We start from the raw sequence: 13,625 nt of genomic DNA on the forward strand, positions 1-13,625 counted from the left end.
AAGAAGGGTCCGGGGGCGAACCCCGGGTCATTACGCCGTAGCGACGGCGTCCGGCATCGCCGGGTTTTCGGCGAACTGACCGCCGCGGCGATAGCGCCACAGATAGGCGGGGGCGATGGCTTCGACGCCGGTCGGCTGGATGTCGAGCGCCTCCAGACCTTCGGCATCCGGACTGACGATCGTATCGACCTTCAGCATTTCCACCTGGTCGGCGGTCAGGGCCGGGGCGATGCCGACAAGGGCGGTCAACTGGGCCAGCTTGCCGATGATCCGGGCAACCGGGAAGGGCAGGGGAATCAGCGGGCGACTGCGATTGGTTTCCCGCAGGACCAGCTTCAGCACAGCCTCAAAGGTCATCACGGCCGGTCCACCCAGCTCGAAGGTGCGGCCGGCCGCGTCGATGCGGACCACGGCCCGGGCGATGGCCTCGGCCACGTCGCCGACATAGACCGGCTGGAATCGCGTCTGGCCGCCGCCGATCAGCGGCAGGGCGGGGGCGATGGCTGCCATGGCAGCGAACCGGTTCAGGAAGTCGTCCCCGGCACCGAACACGATCGACGGGCGAACCACCACGGCATCGGGCTTGACGTTGCGAACGGCCAGTTCGGCCTCGGCCTTGGTCCGGGCATAGGCGGCGTTGCTCTCCGGATTGGCCCCGATGGCCGACACCTGGACCAGACGGTCGATCCCGGCAGCCGCACAGGCCTCGGCGATATGGCGCGCCCCATCGACATGCAGAGCCTGAAATTTACGTGACGGGGTCTCGTACAGGATGCCGACCAGATTCACGGCAGCGGTCGCGCCGCGCAGGGCGTCGACCACGTCGGCCTCGCGGGTGATGTCACAGAGGACCGGCTGGATCTGGCCGACGTCGCCCAGCGGCTTGAGGTCATAGGCCTGGCCCGGCCGACGGACCGCGACCCGCACGCGCCAGCCGCGTTTGGCGAGAGCGCGAACCACCTGGGCCCCGACGAAACCGGAGCCGCCGAAAACTGTGACCAGGCCCGGGCTGAACTCACTCATGACGTGCTCCAGAAGAAAGTCTGCGCCGCCCGGAACACGGGCTGACCGGGGCGGGATAGACGATGCTTTTGCCCCCGGCAACGCAAAGACGGGAAAAGGATTGTTGACCCGTCCGATGGGCTGCCTTAAGGGTCCGCGCCTTCCAGACGGAAACGTCTGGGCCCAGGTGGCGGAATTGGTAGACGCGCTGGCTTCAGGTGCCAGTGATAGAAATGTCGTGGAGGTTCGAGTCCTCTCCTGGGCACCATATTTTCGGCGGCGCTGCATCCTGGTGATGCGGCGCCGTTCGTTTATCTGCCCCGGACCCTGCCGCGCCGATTTTCCCGCCAGATCGCGCCGGCGCGCGCTCTGGCGCATTTCTGTCGGAAAATGCTCTAGTATCGTTGTGATGAAAGCCCAGACCTCATGACCGTCTACCTGCACGAGGGCGACCTGCCCGATTCCCTCGACCTCGGACCCGAGGTCGCGATCGATTCCGAAACCATGGGCCTGCGCCTGCGGCGCGATCCGCTGTGCGTGGTCCAGCTGTCTTCCGGCGACGGCGACGCCCACGTGGTGCGTCTGAACCGCCCGGCCTACGACTGCCCGAACCTGAAGCGGCTGCTGGCCGATCCGGCCGTGCTGAAGATCTTCCATTTCGGCCGGTTCGACATCGGCATGGTCCAGTTACACCTCGGGATCGAGACCCGGCCGGTCTACTGCACCAAGATCGCCTCCAAGCTGGCGCGCACCTACACCGACCGTCACGGCCTCAAGGACGTCGCGCGCGAACTCGCGGGTATCGACCTGTCCAAGGCCCAGCAGAGCTCGGACTGGGGCGCGGCGGAACTCAGCCCGGCCCAGCTGGAATACGCCGCCTCCGATGTGCTGTACCTCCACGCCATCAAGGCGAAACTCGACATGATGCTGGAGCGCGAGGGTCGGACCGAACTGGCCCGCGCCTGTTTCGACTTCCTGCCCGTCCGGGCCCGCCTCGACCTCGCCGGCTGGGACGAAGTCGACATCTTCGCCCATGCCTGACCCCGGATGACCCCGCCTGATCCGTCAGAGACGAGAATGCGCGCCGACGAGGCCCGTGTCGCCACCGAGAGCGCGCACTGGCGCGCGCGGTCGAAGCGGGTGCGTCTGTTGCGGCGTGTTCTGCCGGTCGTAATTCTGCTGCTGGCCGGTGGAACGGTGACCTGGACGGTGGTCCGCAGTGTCATGTCCGGCGTCGAACGCAAGGCCAGCCAGACCCAGGAGGTGCGCCTCGACAATCCGATGTTCCGGGGTCAGGACGCCCAGGGCCGGTCCTTCATGATCGGGGCCGAGGGCGCGGTCCGCGATCCGCAGACCGGCTTCTTCCGCCTGATCGGCCCGGTGATGCGATTGAACCTGGGCGGGCGCAAGGTCACCGAGATGACCGCGGACGCCGGTGTCTACAGCGAAGCGGCCCGGACTGTGACCATCGGTCCGAACGTCAAGATCACCGACGGCGGCTCGGGTTTCACCCTGACCACGCCGGAGGCTGTGGTCGATACGGCAACCGGTATTGTGACCGGTTCGAAGGGTGTAGAGGGACACGGTCCTCTTGGAACCATCTCGGCTTCGTCCTATGCGATCTATGACCAGGGCGAACGGGTGGTGTTCAGCGGCTCTGGTGAGAACAAGGTTCGCGGCGTGTTCAACACGACGCGGTCGGGCGGATGAGAAGACCATGATCAGATCAATCCTCGCGGGCGTTGCGGCGCTCGGCATCGTTCTGGCGGCACCGACGGGTGCGGCGACGGCCCAGTCCCGTGCGGTGGCCAGCGACCAGCCGATCATGATCGGGGCCGATCATGTGGAACGCACCACGACCGGCTTTTCCCTGAGTGGTCGGGCCGAGGTGCTGCAGGGCGACAATCGCCTGCGGGCCGACCGGGTCCAGGGCGCAGGCGGCGATTCTGGCGGCATCAGCCAGGTCACGGCGTCGGGCAATGTCTACTATGTCACGCCGACCGAGACGATTCGCGGCGACCGCGCCGTTTATACGGTGAGCACGAGCAGTATCGTGGTGACCGGCGACGTGATCCTGACCCAAGGGCGCAACGTCCTGACGGGCGGACGGCTGACCTACAATATCGATACGGGCGCGGCCCAGATGGAAGGCGGCACGGGCAGTCGCATCCAGGGTGTCTTCTATCCGGAAGGGACCCGGAACTGAGCCCCCGGGCCGGCCGGACCTGAATCCGTGGCGCGCAAGGAACTCTCCGCCCTGAATCTTGACGAGGCCCCGGCCGCCGGGACACCGGTTGAGCCGGCGCGCGCGACCGGGCTGCGTGTCGAGCATATCGCCCGCTCTTTCGGCGCGCGCCAGGTTGTGCGCGACGTCTCCCTGACCCTGCAGCGCGGCGAGGTCGCCGGCCTGCTGGGCCCTAACGGGGCGGGCAAAACCACCTGTTTTTACATGATCACCGGCCTGATCCCGCCGGACTCAGGCACCATCTGGCTGGACGGCGAGGACATCACGGCCCAGCCGATGTATCAGCGCGCCCGCATGGGGCTGGGCTATCTGGCCCAGGAGCCGTCGATCTTCCGGGGCATGACCGTCGAACAGAACATCCGCGCGGTCGCGGAACTGCACCAGTCAGGGGCCGCGGCCGTCGCCGTCGAAACCTCTCGCCTGCTGGAAGAGCTGCGCATAGACCACCTGCGGCACGCCCCGGCGGCGGGCCTGTCGGGCGGCGAGCGTCGACGGGTCGAGATCGCCCGGGCCCTGGCCGGGCGGCCGTCCTTCATGCTGCTGGACGAACCGTTTGCCGGTATCGACCCGCTGGCCATCGCCGACATCCGTCAGGTGATCCGCTATCTGTCCGGTCAGGGCATCGGCGTGTTGATCACAGATCACAATGTTCGCGAGACGCTGGAGATTATCGACCACGCCACGATCATCTCGGGCGGGGCGGTGCTGTTCAAGGGCGCGGCCCAGGACATCATCCGCGATCCCGAGGTTCGGCGGGTCTATCTGGGCGACATGTACGGCTGAACGATCGCGTGTTCGCCGCTCGTTAACCGCTTCCCGGCATTCTGCCTTCAGCAAGTTTCGGGCCACGCCCGACAACGAGGCTGTGGGGGCAATCCGAAGTGATCGGTCAGAGGCTTGAGGTACGGCAGGGCCAGGGACTGGTCATCACGCCCCAGCTGCAGCAGGCGATCAAGCTGTTGCAGCTGTCGAACCAGGAGCTCGACGCCTTCGTCGAGGCCGAGATCGAGCGCAATCCCCTGCTGCAGCGCGAGGAAACCGAAGCCGACACGCCCGACGCCCCTGCCGAACCCGTCTCCACCGACGGGGCCGAGCTGAGTTTTGAGGATGGCCGGGCCCAGGACGGCGAACGCACGCTGGATGCCCGTGAGGACGACGTCTATGGCGACGCCACCCAGGGCGAGCGCGCCACCGACCGCATGGCTGACGAGGCCCAGCCGGGCCTGTCCGACTGGTCCCGCGCCGGCAAGGGTGGCTCCATCGCCGACGGCGAAGGTGGAGAACGGCCCGATCGTCGCGAACTTACCCTGTGGGAGCATTTGCAGGCCCAGGCCTCGTCGGCCGGCTTCGACACCACCGACCACGCCATCGCCCTGGCCCTGATCGACGGAGTCGACGAGGGGGGCTATCTGCGCGCCGACCTGGAGGAGATCGCCGAACGACTGGGCTGCGGTGCCGAACGTATCGAGACCGTGCTGGTTCTGTGCCAGGGCTTCGAGCCGACTGGGGTGATGGCCCGCTCGGTTCCCGAATGCCTGAAGTTGCAGCTGGTCGAGCGCAACCGCTTCGACCCGGCGATGGCGGCCCTGCTCGACAACCTCCAGCTTCTGGCCCGTCATGACCTGTCAGCCCTGCGCAAGGCCTGCGGCGTCGATTCCGAGGACATGGCCGAGATGATCTCGGAGCTGAAGGCCCTGACCCCCCGACCGGGGGCCGGCTTCGGCGGTGATCCGGCCCAGACGGTGATCCCCGACGTGCACGTGCGGCCCGATCCGGCCGGTGGCTGGCGGGTCGAGCTCAATGCCGACAGCCTGCCGCGTCTGCTGATGGACAAGCGCTATCACGGGGTGGTCGCCGCCGGCGCTCGCTCCGAGACCGAGAAAGCCTTCGTCGCCGACTGCGCCGCCCAGGCCAGCTGGCTGGTCAAGTCGCTGGACCAGCGGGCCAGAACCATCCTCAAGGTCTCGTCCGAGATCGTGCGCCAGCAGGACGCCTTCCTGGCCTTCGGCGTCGAATTTCTGCGCCCACTGAACCTGAAGACCGTGGCCGAGGCGATCGGCATGCATGAATCCACGGTCAGCCGGGTTACCTCGAACAAATATGTCTCGACCCCGCGCGGCGTATTCGAGCTGAAATTCTTTTTCACCGCCGCCATCCAGTCGTCGGACGGCGGGGCCCTGCATTCCGCCGAGGCGGTCCGCCATCGCATCAAGACGATGATCGACGCGGAGTGTGGGGACGGGGATATCCTCTCCGACGATCGCATCGTCGAGATCCTCAGCGAGGCCGGAATCGACATCGCCCGGCGCACCGTCGCCAAATACCGCGAGGCCTTGCGGATTCCATCGTCGGTCGAACGCAAGCGGATGGCGCGGACCGGCTGAAACAGCCCCATCGGGGCGACCACAAATTAGTGATCAGCGTTGACACCAAACGCGGTCCGCCGCGTTGTATGGGCATGCAGGTACAGGTTAGCGGCAAACACGTAGATGTCGGCGAAGCGTTAGGCTCGCGCATCACCCTCGAACTCCAGGATGGAGTCGGCAAATATTTCGAACGCGGCGGCTCAAAGGCCGAGGTTGTGGTGTCCAAGGACGGCTACGGCTTCAAGGTCGATTGCTGGGTTCGCCTGGCCTCCGGCGAGGTCATCGTCACCTCGGGCCAGGGCGGCGACGCCCAGGCGGCCTTCACTGACAGTCTCGAAAAGCTCGAAAAGCGTGTTCGGCGATACAAGCGCCGTCTGAAGAACCATCATGCGGGTCCCAGGGGCCTGTCGCCCGAGAAGTCTGAAAACGCCGCCCGCGAAGTGGCGTCGATGACCGTGTTCCGGGATCCGGACTCGGTCGAGGATGAGGATTTCGGCGATTCCAGCCGCGCCGACGAACTGCCGCCCGTGGGCATGGTCATCGCCGAAACCGAGGCCGAAATTCGAACGCTGACGGTCGGTAGGGCCGTGCTGGAACTGGACATGACCGGCTATCCGGTCGTGCTGTTTCGTAACGCCGCCCACGGTGGTCTGTCGGTGGTCTATCGCCGGCCGGACGGCAACGTCGGCTGGATCGATCCTGAGCGAACCCGGGCCGTCAACGGACACCGTTCGGTAAACGGTTCTGGATCATAGTGCTTTCCCTTATGGGGCAGAGCGTCTAAACGGCGCCCGCCCTTCGGGGAATTGATTGCGTAAGAGTCGGGGTTTCGATGGATATCGGTGAGTTGCTTGCCCGGGACGGTGTCGTCTTGCGCAGCGGAGCGTCGTCCAAGCGACAGGCTCTGCATGTGGTGGCTGAGGCTGCCGCCGTGGCGCTTGGCCTGCCCGAGGCGCGGGTCATGGAGGCCCTGCTTGAGCGCGAAGCGCTCGGATCGACGGGGCTGGGATCCGGTGTGGCGGTGCCACACGCCCGGATCGAGGGCCTGGACCGCGTCCTGGCGGTCTTTGTCCGCCTCGATACGCCGGTAGCCTTCGGCGCGGTGGATGATCGCCCGGTCGACCTGCTGTTTGCCCTTTTTGCTCCACCCCGTGACGGAGCCGAGCATCTGCGGGCCTTGGCGGCCGTTTCGCGGGCCCTGCGGTCACCGGAGCTGCGCGAACATCTGCGCAAGGCGCGCACGCCGGATGCCATTCACGCCCTGTTCGTCCGCGAAGCCCCGGCAACGGCGGCCTGACGCGACCCGGCCCCCGCGCGGCGGTTGGGTCTCGTCGGAGCGGTCCTGTCGATCAGTGGCCGGTTCAGGCCTGTTTACGGGATAACGGGGTGCCGCTTGCGGTCAGTGGACCGAGACCGGCTCCAGTTCATGGGCGACCGCCGCCGCAAAGGCGGTCTCGCGGTCTATCATTACGGCCAGACGCTCGCCGTCGGCACCGTGCACGGCGAACAGAATCTGGTCGGGCTGGATATCGAGGCCCTTGATCTCGGTGATCGGGGTGTTGGCCAGGATGTCAGCAGCCTTGATCTCGCGCACATAGACGAGATCGGGCGCGCCCAGTCCGGCAAAATCTTCCTTGGTCATCAGTATCGGCGTCATCCGTGCGCCTCCTTACGATAGATTGAACGCTCGCGAACGCGGGCGGTTCGACGGTGGGCCGTCACTGTCGAGGTTCGACGGGGTTCAGCCCGCCACAATCGGAATACGTTGCACCACGACGGCGTCGTCGGGCCGGCGCAGGTCGACGTGCAGCAGGCCGTGCTCCAGTCGGGCCTCCTCGACCTCGAGGCCGTCCGCCAGCACGAAACTGCGAACAAAGCCGCGTCCGGCGATCCCCCGGTGCAGAAAGGCCGGTTCGGCCTTGCCCGGGTCCTCGCGCTTGCCGGTGATGGTTAGCTGCCGGCCTTCGAGCGTGATGCTCAGGTCGTCAGGCGCAAACCCGGCGACGGCCAGGCTGATTCGAACCGAATCCTCGTCCCGCTGTTCGACATTGTACGGCGGATAGCTCTCGGCCGCGGCCCGGGCGGCCCGGTCGATCAGGGCCCGGGTATGATCGAAACCCAGCAGGAAGGGGCTGTCGAACAGGATTGTGCGTGTCGTCATATCAAGGCCCTCGCAGAAGCGACCTCAGCCCTGCGCCCCCCGGAAATCGGCGAGGCACCGGCTGCACATCCTAGATGGTGAGGGGGGCGGGGCAGGTCAACCGGTCCCGGAAAGGACGAAGGCCCCGCGGTGTCCCGCAGGGCCTTCGATGGTGGAGCTTAGCGGAGTCGAACCGCTGACCTCTTGCATGCCATGCAAGCGCTCTACCAGCTGAGCTAAAGCCCCGAACCTTTCGGTCGGTGCGCCGTATCCCGAAGGGATGGGGTGCGGCGAGGCGGCGGAACCTATGTCAGGGCCTTTCAGGGATCAAGCCCGGTTCCGCCATTTATTTTCGCCCCCGTTCAAACCCGTGTCGCACGGGTTGAACGGGGCCTGAAATCAGTCTTCGTCCTTGACCGGTTTGGCGACTGCGCCCTCGAAGGCGTCGTCGTCCTCATCCTCGATGAAAGGCACGGAATCGTCCTCCTCATCGTCGTCATCGAGCACGTCGTCGTCGCCGTCGGTCGTGTTCATGCCGGCCTCTTCCGAGGCATCAGCGGCCGTATCGTCGTCATCGTCGGGGGTCACGATCGGCTCGTGGCCTTCCTGATCGATTTCCGGCGTCGCGACCGTATCGTCCTCGTCATCATCGTCGGTCGCGGGCTTCTTGACGACGACCTCTTCGGTCTCGGCGTCGTCGGCCGGATAGCCACCCGGACGACCACGACGGCTGCGCAGCTTCAGCGCCTCCTCGGGGTCGAATTCGTGAGCGCATTTGGGACAGTGCGCCGGACGGCGACCGAGATCGTAGAATTTGGCCTGGCAGCTCGGGCAGACCTGCTTGGCACCCAGTTCGGGATTGGCCACGGATGATACCTTTGGCAGGGGGTTGGAATTCGGGCGCGTCCCTTGCCACTCCGGAGCCCCGCTGTCAAAAGCCATCTTCGCGCCGCCGCCTCCGGGCCATGGTCGTCCGTCCACGATAAGAGAGCGCTGCGGGTGTCCACGCCCTTGAAATTGACCGCCCGACCGAGCCCGCCGCTGGCGGGTGCCGTCCGTGCGCCGGGCGACAAGTCGATCTCGCACCGGGCCCTGATCCTGGGGGCGATGGCCACCGGTGTGACCGAAATCGAGGGCTTGCTGGAGAGCGATGACATTCTGGCGACCGCGCGGGCCGTCGCGGCTTTCGGTGCGACCGTCGACCGTCTCGGCGAGGGGCACTGGCGCGTCACGGGGCGGGGCGGGTTCAGACAACCCGCCGGCGTCATCGACTGCGGCAACGCCGGCACCGGCGTGCGGCTGCTGATGGGCGCGGCGGCCGGCTATCCCATCACCGTGACCTTCGATGGGGATGAGAGCCTGCGTAAACGACCGATGGGTCGCGTCATGGACCCGCTCAGGGCCATGGGAGCCCGCTGCGACGGTGATTGTCTGCCCGTCAGCCAGACGGGCGGCACCCTTTCGGCCCTCGACTATGTCCAGACGGTCGCCTCGGCCCAGGTCAAGTCGGCGATCCTGTTGGCCGGCTTCAACGCCGACGGCGTTACGACGGTGTCCGAGCCGGTGAAGAGCCGTGATCACACTGAACGGATGCTGCGCACCTTCGGTGCAGAGGTGGCTGTCGAAGAAAGCGGGTCAGGCTGGCGCGTGCGTCTGCAGGGCGGTCAGTCGTTGACCGGGACCGCAGTGGCCGTCCCCGGAGACCCGTCTTCCGCCGCCTTCCCGCTGGCCGCCGGTCTGATCGTGCCCGGCTCTGGGGTCACGGTCGAAGGTGTGATGCTGAACCCGCTGCGTACCGGCCTGTTCGACACCTGGATCGAGATGGGCGCGGACCTGACCGTCACCAATCGCCGTATGGCGGGCGGTGAAGAGGTCGGCGACATCACCGCGCGGCATTCGACCCTGAACGGCGTGATCGTGCCACCCGCACGGGCCGCATCGATGATCGACGAATATCCGGTGCTGGCCGCGACTGCCGCCTTTGCCCGGGGGCGTACCGTCATGCGCGGCATCGGCGAGATGCGGGTCAAGGAGAGCGATCGCATCGCCCTGATGGCCGCTGGCCTGACCGCCTGTGGCGTCACGGTCGAGGAAGAGCCTGAGGGCTTCACCGTGACCGGCGGCCCGGTCCGGGGCGGTGGGGCCGTGACCACCCATGGCGATCATCGCATCGCCATGAGCCATCTGGTGCTCGGCCTTGCTGCGATCGAACCTGTCACCGCCGACGAACCGGGCATGATCGCCACGAGCTTTCCGGGGTTTGTGGAGTTGATGTGCGGCCTCGGGGCCGATATCGCGGCGTCTGAATGAAAACTCCCCTGATCATCGCCGTCGACGGCCCCGCCGCTTCGGGCAAGGGCACGATCGCCGCCCGGCTGGCGACGACCTATGGCCTGCCGCACCTCGACACCGGTCTGCTGTACCGCGCGGTCGGCATGGGGCTGCTGGATCGGGGCGGTGCCCTGGAGGACGCAGCCCTGGCCGGGACCGTGGCGGCGGCGCTGGATGTCAGCGATCTCAGCGATACCGAACGGCTGACCAGTCGGGGCGCAGGCGAGGCGGCCAGTCGCGTCGCCGGCTATCCCGGCGTGCGCGCCGCCCTGCTCGAGTTCCAGCGTACCTTTGCCGCTCAGACCAGTGGATCTGTGCTGGACGGACGCGACATCGGCACCGTCATTGCCCCGCATGCGACCGCCAAGCTGTTCGTCACCGCCACCCCCGAGGTGCGGGCGCGGCGGCGTTGGCTGCAGTTGACCGGTCGGGGTGAAGCCATCGCCTATGAGGAGATGCTGGCCGACATCATCCGTCGCGATGAGCGTGATGCCGGGCGTGGGGCGGCCCCGATGATCCAGGCAGATGACGCCGTCTTGCTGGATACGACCGATATGGATATAGAGACGGCCTTCGATGCGGCCCGCCGTATCGTCGAGGCGGCGCGCGTCCGACACGGCCTGTAAGGGCTGCGGACAAATCCAACGCGTCCTTCTCGGCTTCCGCGGGCGTTCTGGCTGACTACCGCCTCGCGTCGATACGACTTGCTTCCCATTTTTCTTCACCTCGCGCGGGGCCGTTCGGTCACGCGCCACAACCCATTCAGAAACCCCATAACTCCATGACTGACACACAATCCTTCACCCCCTCGCGTGACGACTTCGCCGCGCTGCTCGACGAACAACTGCAGGGCCGCGACCTTGGCGAAGGCCAGGTCATCCACGGTCTCGTCGTCGGCATCGAAAAAGACGTCGTCATCATCGACGTCGGCCTGAAGACCGAAGGCCGTATCGCGATGCGCGAATTCGGCCAGGGCGACGGCACGGCCCTGCCCAAGGTCGGCGACAACGTCGAGGTCTATCTGGAGCGCGTCGAGAACGCCCTCGGTGAAGCTGTCATCAGCCGCGACAAGGCTCGCCGCGAAGAAGCCTGGACCCGTCTGGAACTGGTATTCGCCGAAGGTCAGCCGGTCATGGGTGCCATCGTCGGCCGCGTGAAGGGTGGTTTCACCGTCGACCTCGGCGGCGCGTCCGCCTTCCTGCCGGGTTCGCAGGTCGACATCCGCCCCGTGCGCGACGTCGCCCCGCTGATGGGCAAGGAACAGCCCTTCGCCATCCTGAAAATGGACCGTCCGCGCGGCAACATCGTCGTTTCGCGTCGTGCCATCCTCGAAGAAGCCCGCGCCGAACAGCGCACCGAGCTGGTTGGTCAGTTGCAAGAGGGTGAAGTCCGCGAAGGCGTGGTCAAGAACATCACCGACTACGGCGCGTTCGTGGACCTCGGCGGCATCGACGGCCTGCTGCACGTCACCGACATGTCGTGGAAGCGCGTTTCGCACCCGAGCCAGGTCCTGGCCGTGGGCGACACCGTCAAGGTCCAGATCGTCAAGATCAACCCGGACACCCAGCGCATCAGCCTCGGCATGAAGCAGCTGCAGTCGGATCCGTGGGATGGTGTCGAAGCCAAATACCCGGTCGGCGCCAAATATACGGGCCGCATCACCAACATCACCGACTACGGCGCATTCGTTGAGCTGGAAGCCGGCGTTGAAGGCCTGGTCCACGTCTCGGAAATGTCCTGGACCAAGAAGAACGTCCACCCCGGCAAGATCGTCTCGACCTCGCAGGAAGTCGACGTCGTGGTTCTGGATGTCGACGCTTCCAAGCGCCGCATCTCGCTGGGCCTGAAGCAGGCCCAGGACAATCCGTGGGATGCCTTCGTGGCTGCCAACCCGATCGGTTCGACCGTCGAGGGCGAGGTCAAGAACGCCACCGAATTCGGTCTGTTCATCGGCCTCGACAACGACATCGACGGCATGGTCCACCTGTCGGACCTCGACTGGAATGTCTCGGGCGAGGAAGCCATCCAGCGCTATCGCAAGGGCGAAACCGTCAAGGCCAAGGTTCTGGACGTCGACGTCGAGAAGGAACGCGTCTCGCTGGGCATCAAGCAGCTCGGCGGCGATCCGATGGAAGGCGACCCCTACAAGAAGAACCAGCAGGTCACCGTCACCGTCACCTCGATCGAGACCGGCGGCATCGAAGTCAAATTCGGTGAAGACGATGCGCCGGTTTCGGCCTTCGTTCGCAAGTCCGACCTGTCGCGTGACCGGGCCGAACAGCGCCCCGAGCGTTACGCCGTGGGTGACCGCGTCGACGCCATGATCACCGGCATCGACAAGGCCACGCGCCGCGTCTCGGTGTCGATCAAGGCTCTGGAAATGAAGGACGAGGCCTCGGCCATCGAACAGTTCGGTTCGTCGGATTCCGGCGCGTCCCTGGGCGATATCCTCGGTGCCGCCCTGCGCGAAAAGGCCGGTTCGAAGGACTCGAAGGAATAGGCCTTCATCCCGGTAGATGAAACGAGGCGGCCGGAGCGATCCGGCCGCCTTTTTCATGCGCGCAAGTCGTTGGCATGTGGTCTGGACTAACGATTTGTGTACGGTTGCTGGCGGTTAACCACCTATTTGCCGTCAAATGACGCAGAACCCCTTTTTCCCCCGACGCGCGAAGGCTAGGGTGGAGCGATCGTGCGGTTGGGTTGCATCTGACGCAGCTCTGAATCGGCGGAATTGGGCAGGGGGCTGATGATGATCAAATCCGAGCTGATCGAGAAACTTGCGGCGGAAAATGTCCACCTGACCCACGCCGAGGTTGAGCGGGTCGTGAACATCGTTCTGGGCCAGATGATCGATTCCCTGGGCGATGGCGGGCGAGTCGAGATCCGGGGCTTTGGAGCCTTTTCGGTTCGCAGCCGACCGGCGCGGGCCGGTCGCAATCCCCGCACCGGCGAGGCCGTCGACGTTCCGGCCAAGGCCGTGCCTTTCTTCAAGAGCGGCAAGGAACTGCGTGAGCGGCTGAATGCGTCGGGCGACGCCTGAGACAGGGATACGCCCGCGTGGGTCTGCTGAAAGAGTTCAAGGAATTCGCCGTTAGGGGCAGTGTCGTCGATCTGGCCGTCGGGGTCATCATCGGGGCCTCGTTCGGCAAGATCGTCACCAGCCTGGTCGAGCAGGTGATCATGCCGCCGATTGGTCTGTTGCTGGGTGGCGTCGATTTTTCCAGGTTGAAATGGGTTCTGGCACCGGAAAACCCGGCGACGGAAGCGATTGAGGAGGTCGCCATCCGTTACGGGGCCTTCATCAATACCCTGGTCCAGTTCGTGATCGTGGCCTTCGTGGTCTTCCTGATGGTCAAGGGCATCAACCGTCTGCGTCGTCAGCAGGCGGCCGAGCCTGAGGCGGCTCCGGCAGTCCCGACCCCGACCGAGGCCCTGCTGACCGAAATTCGCGATGCGCTGAAAGCTCGCCCCAAGGGCTGAGGCCCGGCTCTTTTTTCACCTAGAGACCTGACTGCCCGAGCCCATTTCGCATTTGACTCCG

16 protein-coding genes and 2 tRNA genes are annotated in these 13,625 nt (G+C 65.8%); 13 read left to right on the forward strand and 5 right to left on the reverse strand.

Going from position 1 to position 13,625, the window contains the following annotated elements:
- Positions 1–30: 30 nt before the first annotated feature.
- A complete protein-coding gene (locus AAC067_RS15250) occupies positions 31–1,023 on the reverse strand; it encodes a complex I NDUFA9 subunit family protein (protein WP_339933710.1) in 993 nt (330 codons plus the stop codon).
- Between the two features lie 160 nt (positions 1,024–1,183).
- Between AAC067_RS15250 and AAC067_RS15255 the strand changes: the two genes are divergently transcribed.
- The 8 genes from AAC067_RS15255 (at position 1,184) to AAC067_RS15290 (ending at position 6,910) form a co-directional block, all read left to right on the forward strand.
- Positions 1,184–1,270, forward strand: a tRNA-Leu gene (locus AAC067_RS15255).
- Between the two features lie 158 nt (positions 1,271–1,428).
- On the forward strand, positions 1,429–2,043 hold the full coding sequence (locus AAC067_RS15260) for a ribonuclease D (protein ID WP_339933711.1): 615 nt from the start codon (positions 1,429–1,431) through the stop codon (positions 2,041–2,043).
- A gap of 36 nt (positions 2,044–2,079) precedes the next feature.
- A complete protein-coding gene (lptC, locus tag AAC067_RS15265) occupies positions 2,080–2,712 on the forward strand; it encodes an LPS export ABC transporter periplasmic protein LptC (protein ID WP_339933712.1) in 633 nt (210 codons plus the stop codon).
- Between the two features lie 7 nt (positions 2,713–2,719).
- Positions 2,720–3,208 (forward strand): LptA/OstA family protein, encoded by a 489-nt coding sequence (locus AAC067_RS15270; protein WP_339933713.1) that lies wholly within the window; start codon positions 2,720–2,722, stop codon positions 3,206–3,208.
- A 27-nt stretch (positions 3,209–3,235) separates the two neighbouring features.
- Positions 3,236–4,030 (forward strand): LPS export ABC transporter ATP-binding protein, encoded by a 795-nt coding sequence (gene lptB, locus AAC067_RS15275; RefSeq protein ID WP_339933714.1) that lies wholly within the window; start codon positions 3,236–3,238, stop codon positions 4,028–4,030.
- Positions 4,031–4,128: 98 nt separating this feature from the next.
- The gene (gene rpoN / locus AAC067_RS15280) at positions 4,129–5,631 is read left to right on the forward strand and encodes an RNA polymerase factor sigma-54 (RefSeq protein WP_339933715.1); all 1,503 of its coding nucleotides are present in this window, start codon (positions 4,129–4,131) and stop codon (positions 5,629–5,631) included.
- Positions 5,632–5,705: 74 nt separating this feature from the next.
- A complete protein-coding gene (gene raiA / locus AAC067_RS15285) occupies positions 5,706–6,368 on the forward strand; it encodes a ribosome-associated translation inhibitor RaiA (protein WP_339933716.1) in 663 nt (220 codons plus the stop codon).
- A 77-nt stretch (positions 6,369–6,445) separates the two neighbouring features.
- Entirely contained in the window at positions 6,446–6,910 is a 465-nt protein-coding gene (locus AAC067_RS15290; RefSeq protein WP_339933717.1) for a PTS sugar transporter subunit IIA, read from the forward strand.
- 102 nt (positions 6,911–7,012) lie between these two features.
- Here AAC067_RS15290 and AAC067_RS15295 read toward each other — a convergent pair whose 3' ends face one another.
- The 4 genes from AAC067_RS15295 to AAC067_RS15310 all read right to left on the reverse strand — a co-directional run bounded on the left by AAC067_RS15295 (position 7,013) and on the right by AAC067_RS15310 (position 8,620).
- Positions 7,013–7,270, reverse strand: a complete 258-nt coding sequence (locus tag AAC067_RS15295; RefSeq protein WP_339933718.1) for a DUF1150 domain-containing protein — start codon at positions 7,268–7,270, stop codon at positions 7,013–7,015.
- Positions 7,271–7,354: 84 nt separating this feature from the next.
- Positions 7,355–7,774 (reverse strand): Hsp20 family protein, encoded by a 420-nt coding sequence (locus tag AAC067_RS15300; RefSeq protein WP_339933719.1) that lies wholly within the window; start codon positions 7,772–7,774, stop codon positions 7,355–7,357.
- Positions 7,775–7,923: 149 nt separating this feature from the next.
- Positions 7,924–7,999: transfer RNA gene (locus AAC067_RS15305), tRNA-Ala, on the reverse strand.
- A 153-nt stretch (positions 8,000–8,152) separates the two neighbouring features.
- On the reverse strand, positions 8,153–8,620 hold the full coding sequence (locus tag AAC067_RS15310) for a TIGR02300 family protein (RefSeq protein WP_339933720.1): 468 nt from the start codon (positions 8,618–8,620) through the stop codon (positions 8,153–8,155).
- 150 nt (positions 8,621–8,770) lie between these two features.
- Between AAC067_RS15310 and aroA the strand changes: the two genes are divergently transcribed.
- From aroA to mscL, 5 genes are all read left to right on the forward strand, one after another.
- Entirely contained in the window at positions 8,771–10,063 is a 1,293-nt protein-coding gene (gene aroA / locus AAC067_RS15315) for a 3-phosphoshikimate 1-carboxyvinyltransferase (protein ID WP_339933775.1), read from the forward strand.
- Positions 10,060–10,710: a (d)CMP kinase gene (gene cmk, locus AAC067_RS15320; protein ID WP_339933721.1), complete on the forward strand. Its 651-nt coding sequence runs from the start codon at positions 10,060–10,062 to the stop codon at positions 10,708–10,710. The genes aroA and cmk overlap by 4 nt, the downstream gene beginning before the upstream one ends.
- Positions 10,711–10,865: 155 nt before the next feature.
- Complete coding sequence (gene rpsA, locus AAC067_RS15325; protein WP_339933722.1) at positions 10,866–12,584, forward strand: 30S ribosomal protein S1; 1,719 nt, start codon at positions 10,866–10,868, stop codon at positions 12,582–12,584.
- 249 nt (positions 12,585–12,833) lie between these two features.
- Positions 12,834–13,124, forward strand: a complete 291-nt coding sequence (locus tag AAC067_RS15330) for an integration host factor subunit beta (RefSeq protein ID WP_339933776.1) — start codon at positions 12,834–12,836, stop codon at positions 13,122–13,124.
- Positions 13,125–13,141: 17 nt separating this feature from the next.
- Positions 13,142–13,564: a large-conductance mechanosensitive channel protein MscL gene (gene mscL, locus AAC067_RS15335; RefSeq protein ID WP_339933723.1), complete on the forward strand. Its 423-nt coding sequence runs from the start codon at positions 13,142–13,144 to the stop codon at positions 13,562–13,564.
- Positions 13,565–13,625: the final 61 nt, after the last annotated feature.

Origin of the sequence: uncultured Brevundimonas sp. (assembly GCF_963977465.1) — a bacterium.
In the GTDB taxonomy this organism is placed as follows: domain Bacteria; phylum Pseudomonadota; class Alphaproteobacteria; order Caulobacterales; family Caulobacteraceae; genus Brevundimonas.

What these genes read in the sequence shown, in the direction of transcription:
- AAC067_RS15250 (WP_339933710.1), bottom strand. Translation starts at nt 1,023, where the DNA reads ATGAGTGAGTTCAGCCCGGGCCTGGTCACAGTTTTCGGCGGCTCCGGT.
- AAC067_RS15260 (WP_339933711.1), top strand. Translation starts at nt 1,429, where the DNA reads ATGACCGTCTACCTGCACGAGGGCGACCTGCCCGATTCCCTCGACCTC.
- lptC (WP_339933712.1), top strand. Translation starts at nt 2,080, where the DNA reads ATGCGCGCCGACGAGGCCCGTGTCGCCACCGAGAGCGCGCACTGGCGC.
- AAC067_RS15270 (WP_339933713.1), top strand. Translation starts at nt 2,720, where the DNA reads ATGATCAGATCAATCCTCGCGGGCGTTGCGGCGCTCGGCATCGTTCTG.
- raiA (WP_339933716.1), top strand. Translation starts at nt 5,706, where the DNA reads ATGCAGGTACAGGTTAGCGGCAAACACGTAGATGTCGGCGAAGCGTTA.
- AAC067_RS15290 (WP_339933717.1), top strand. Translation starts at nt 6,446, where the DNA reads ATGGATATCGGTGAGTTGCTTGCCCGGGACGGTGTCGTCTTGCGCAGC.
- AAC067_RS15295 (WP_339933718.1), bottom strand. Translation starts at nt 7,270, where the DNA reads ATGACGCCGATACTGATGACCAAGGAAGATTTTGCCGGACTGGGCGCG.
- AAC067_RS15300 (WP_339933719.1), bottom strand. Translation starts at nt 7,774, where the DNA reads ATGACGACACGCACAATCCTGTTCGACAGCCCCTTCCTGCTGGGTTTC.
- cmk (WP_339933721.1), top strand. Translation starts at nt 10,060, where the DNA reads ATGAAAACTCCCCTGATCATCGCCGTCGACGGCCCCGCCGCTTCGGGC.
- rpsA (WP_339933722.1), top strand. Translation starts at nt 10,866, where the DNA reads ATGACTGACACACAATCCTTCACCCCCTCGCGTGACGACTTCGCCGCG.
- AAC067_RS15330 (WP_339933776.1), top strand. Translation starts at nt 12,834, where the DNA reads ATGATCAAATCCGAGCTGATCGAGAAACTTGCGGCGGAAAATGTCCAC.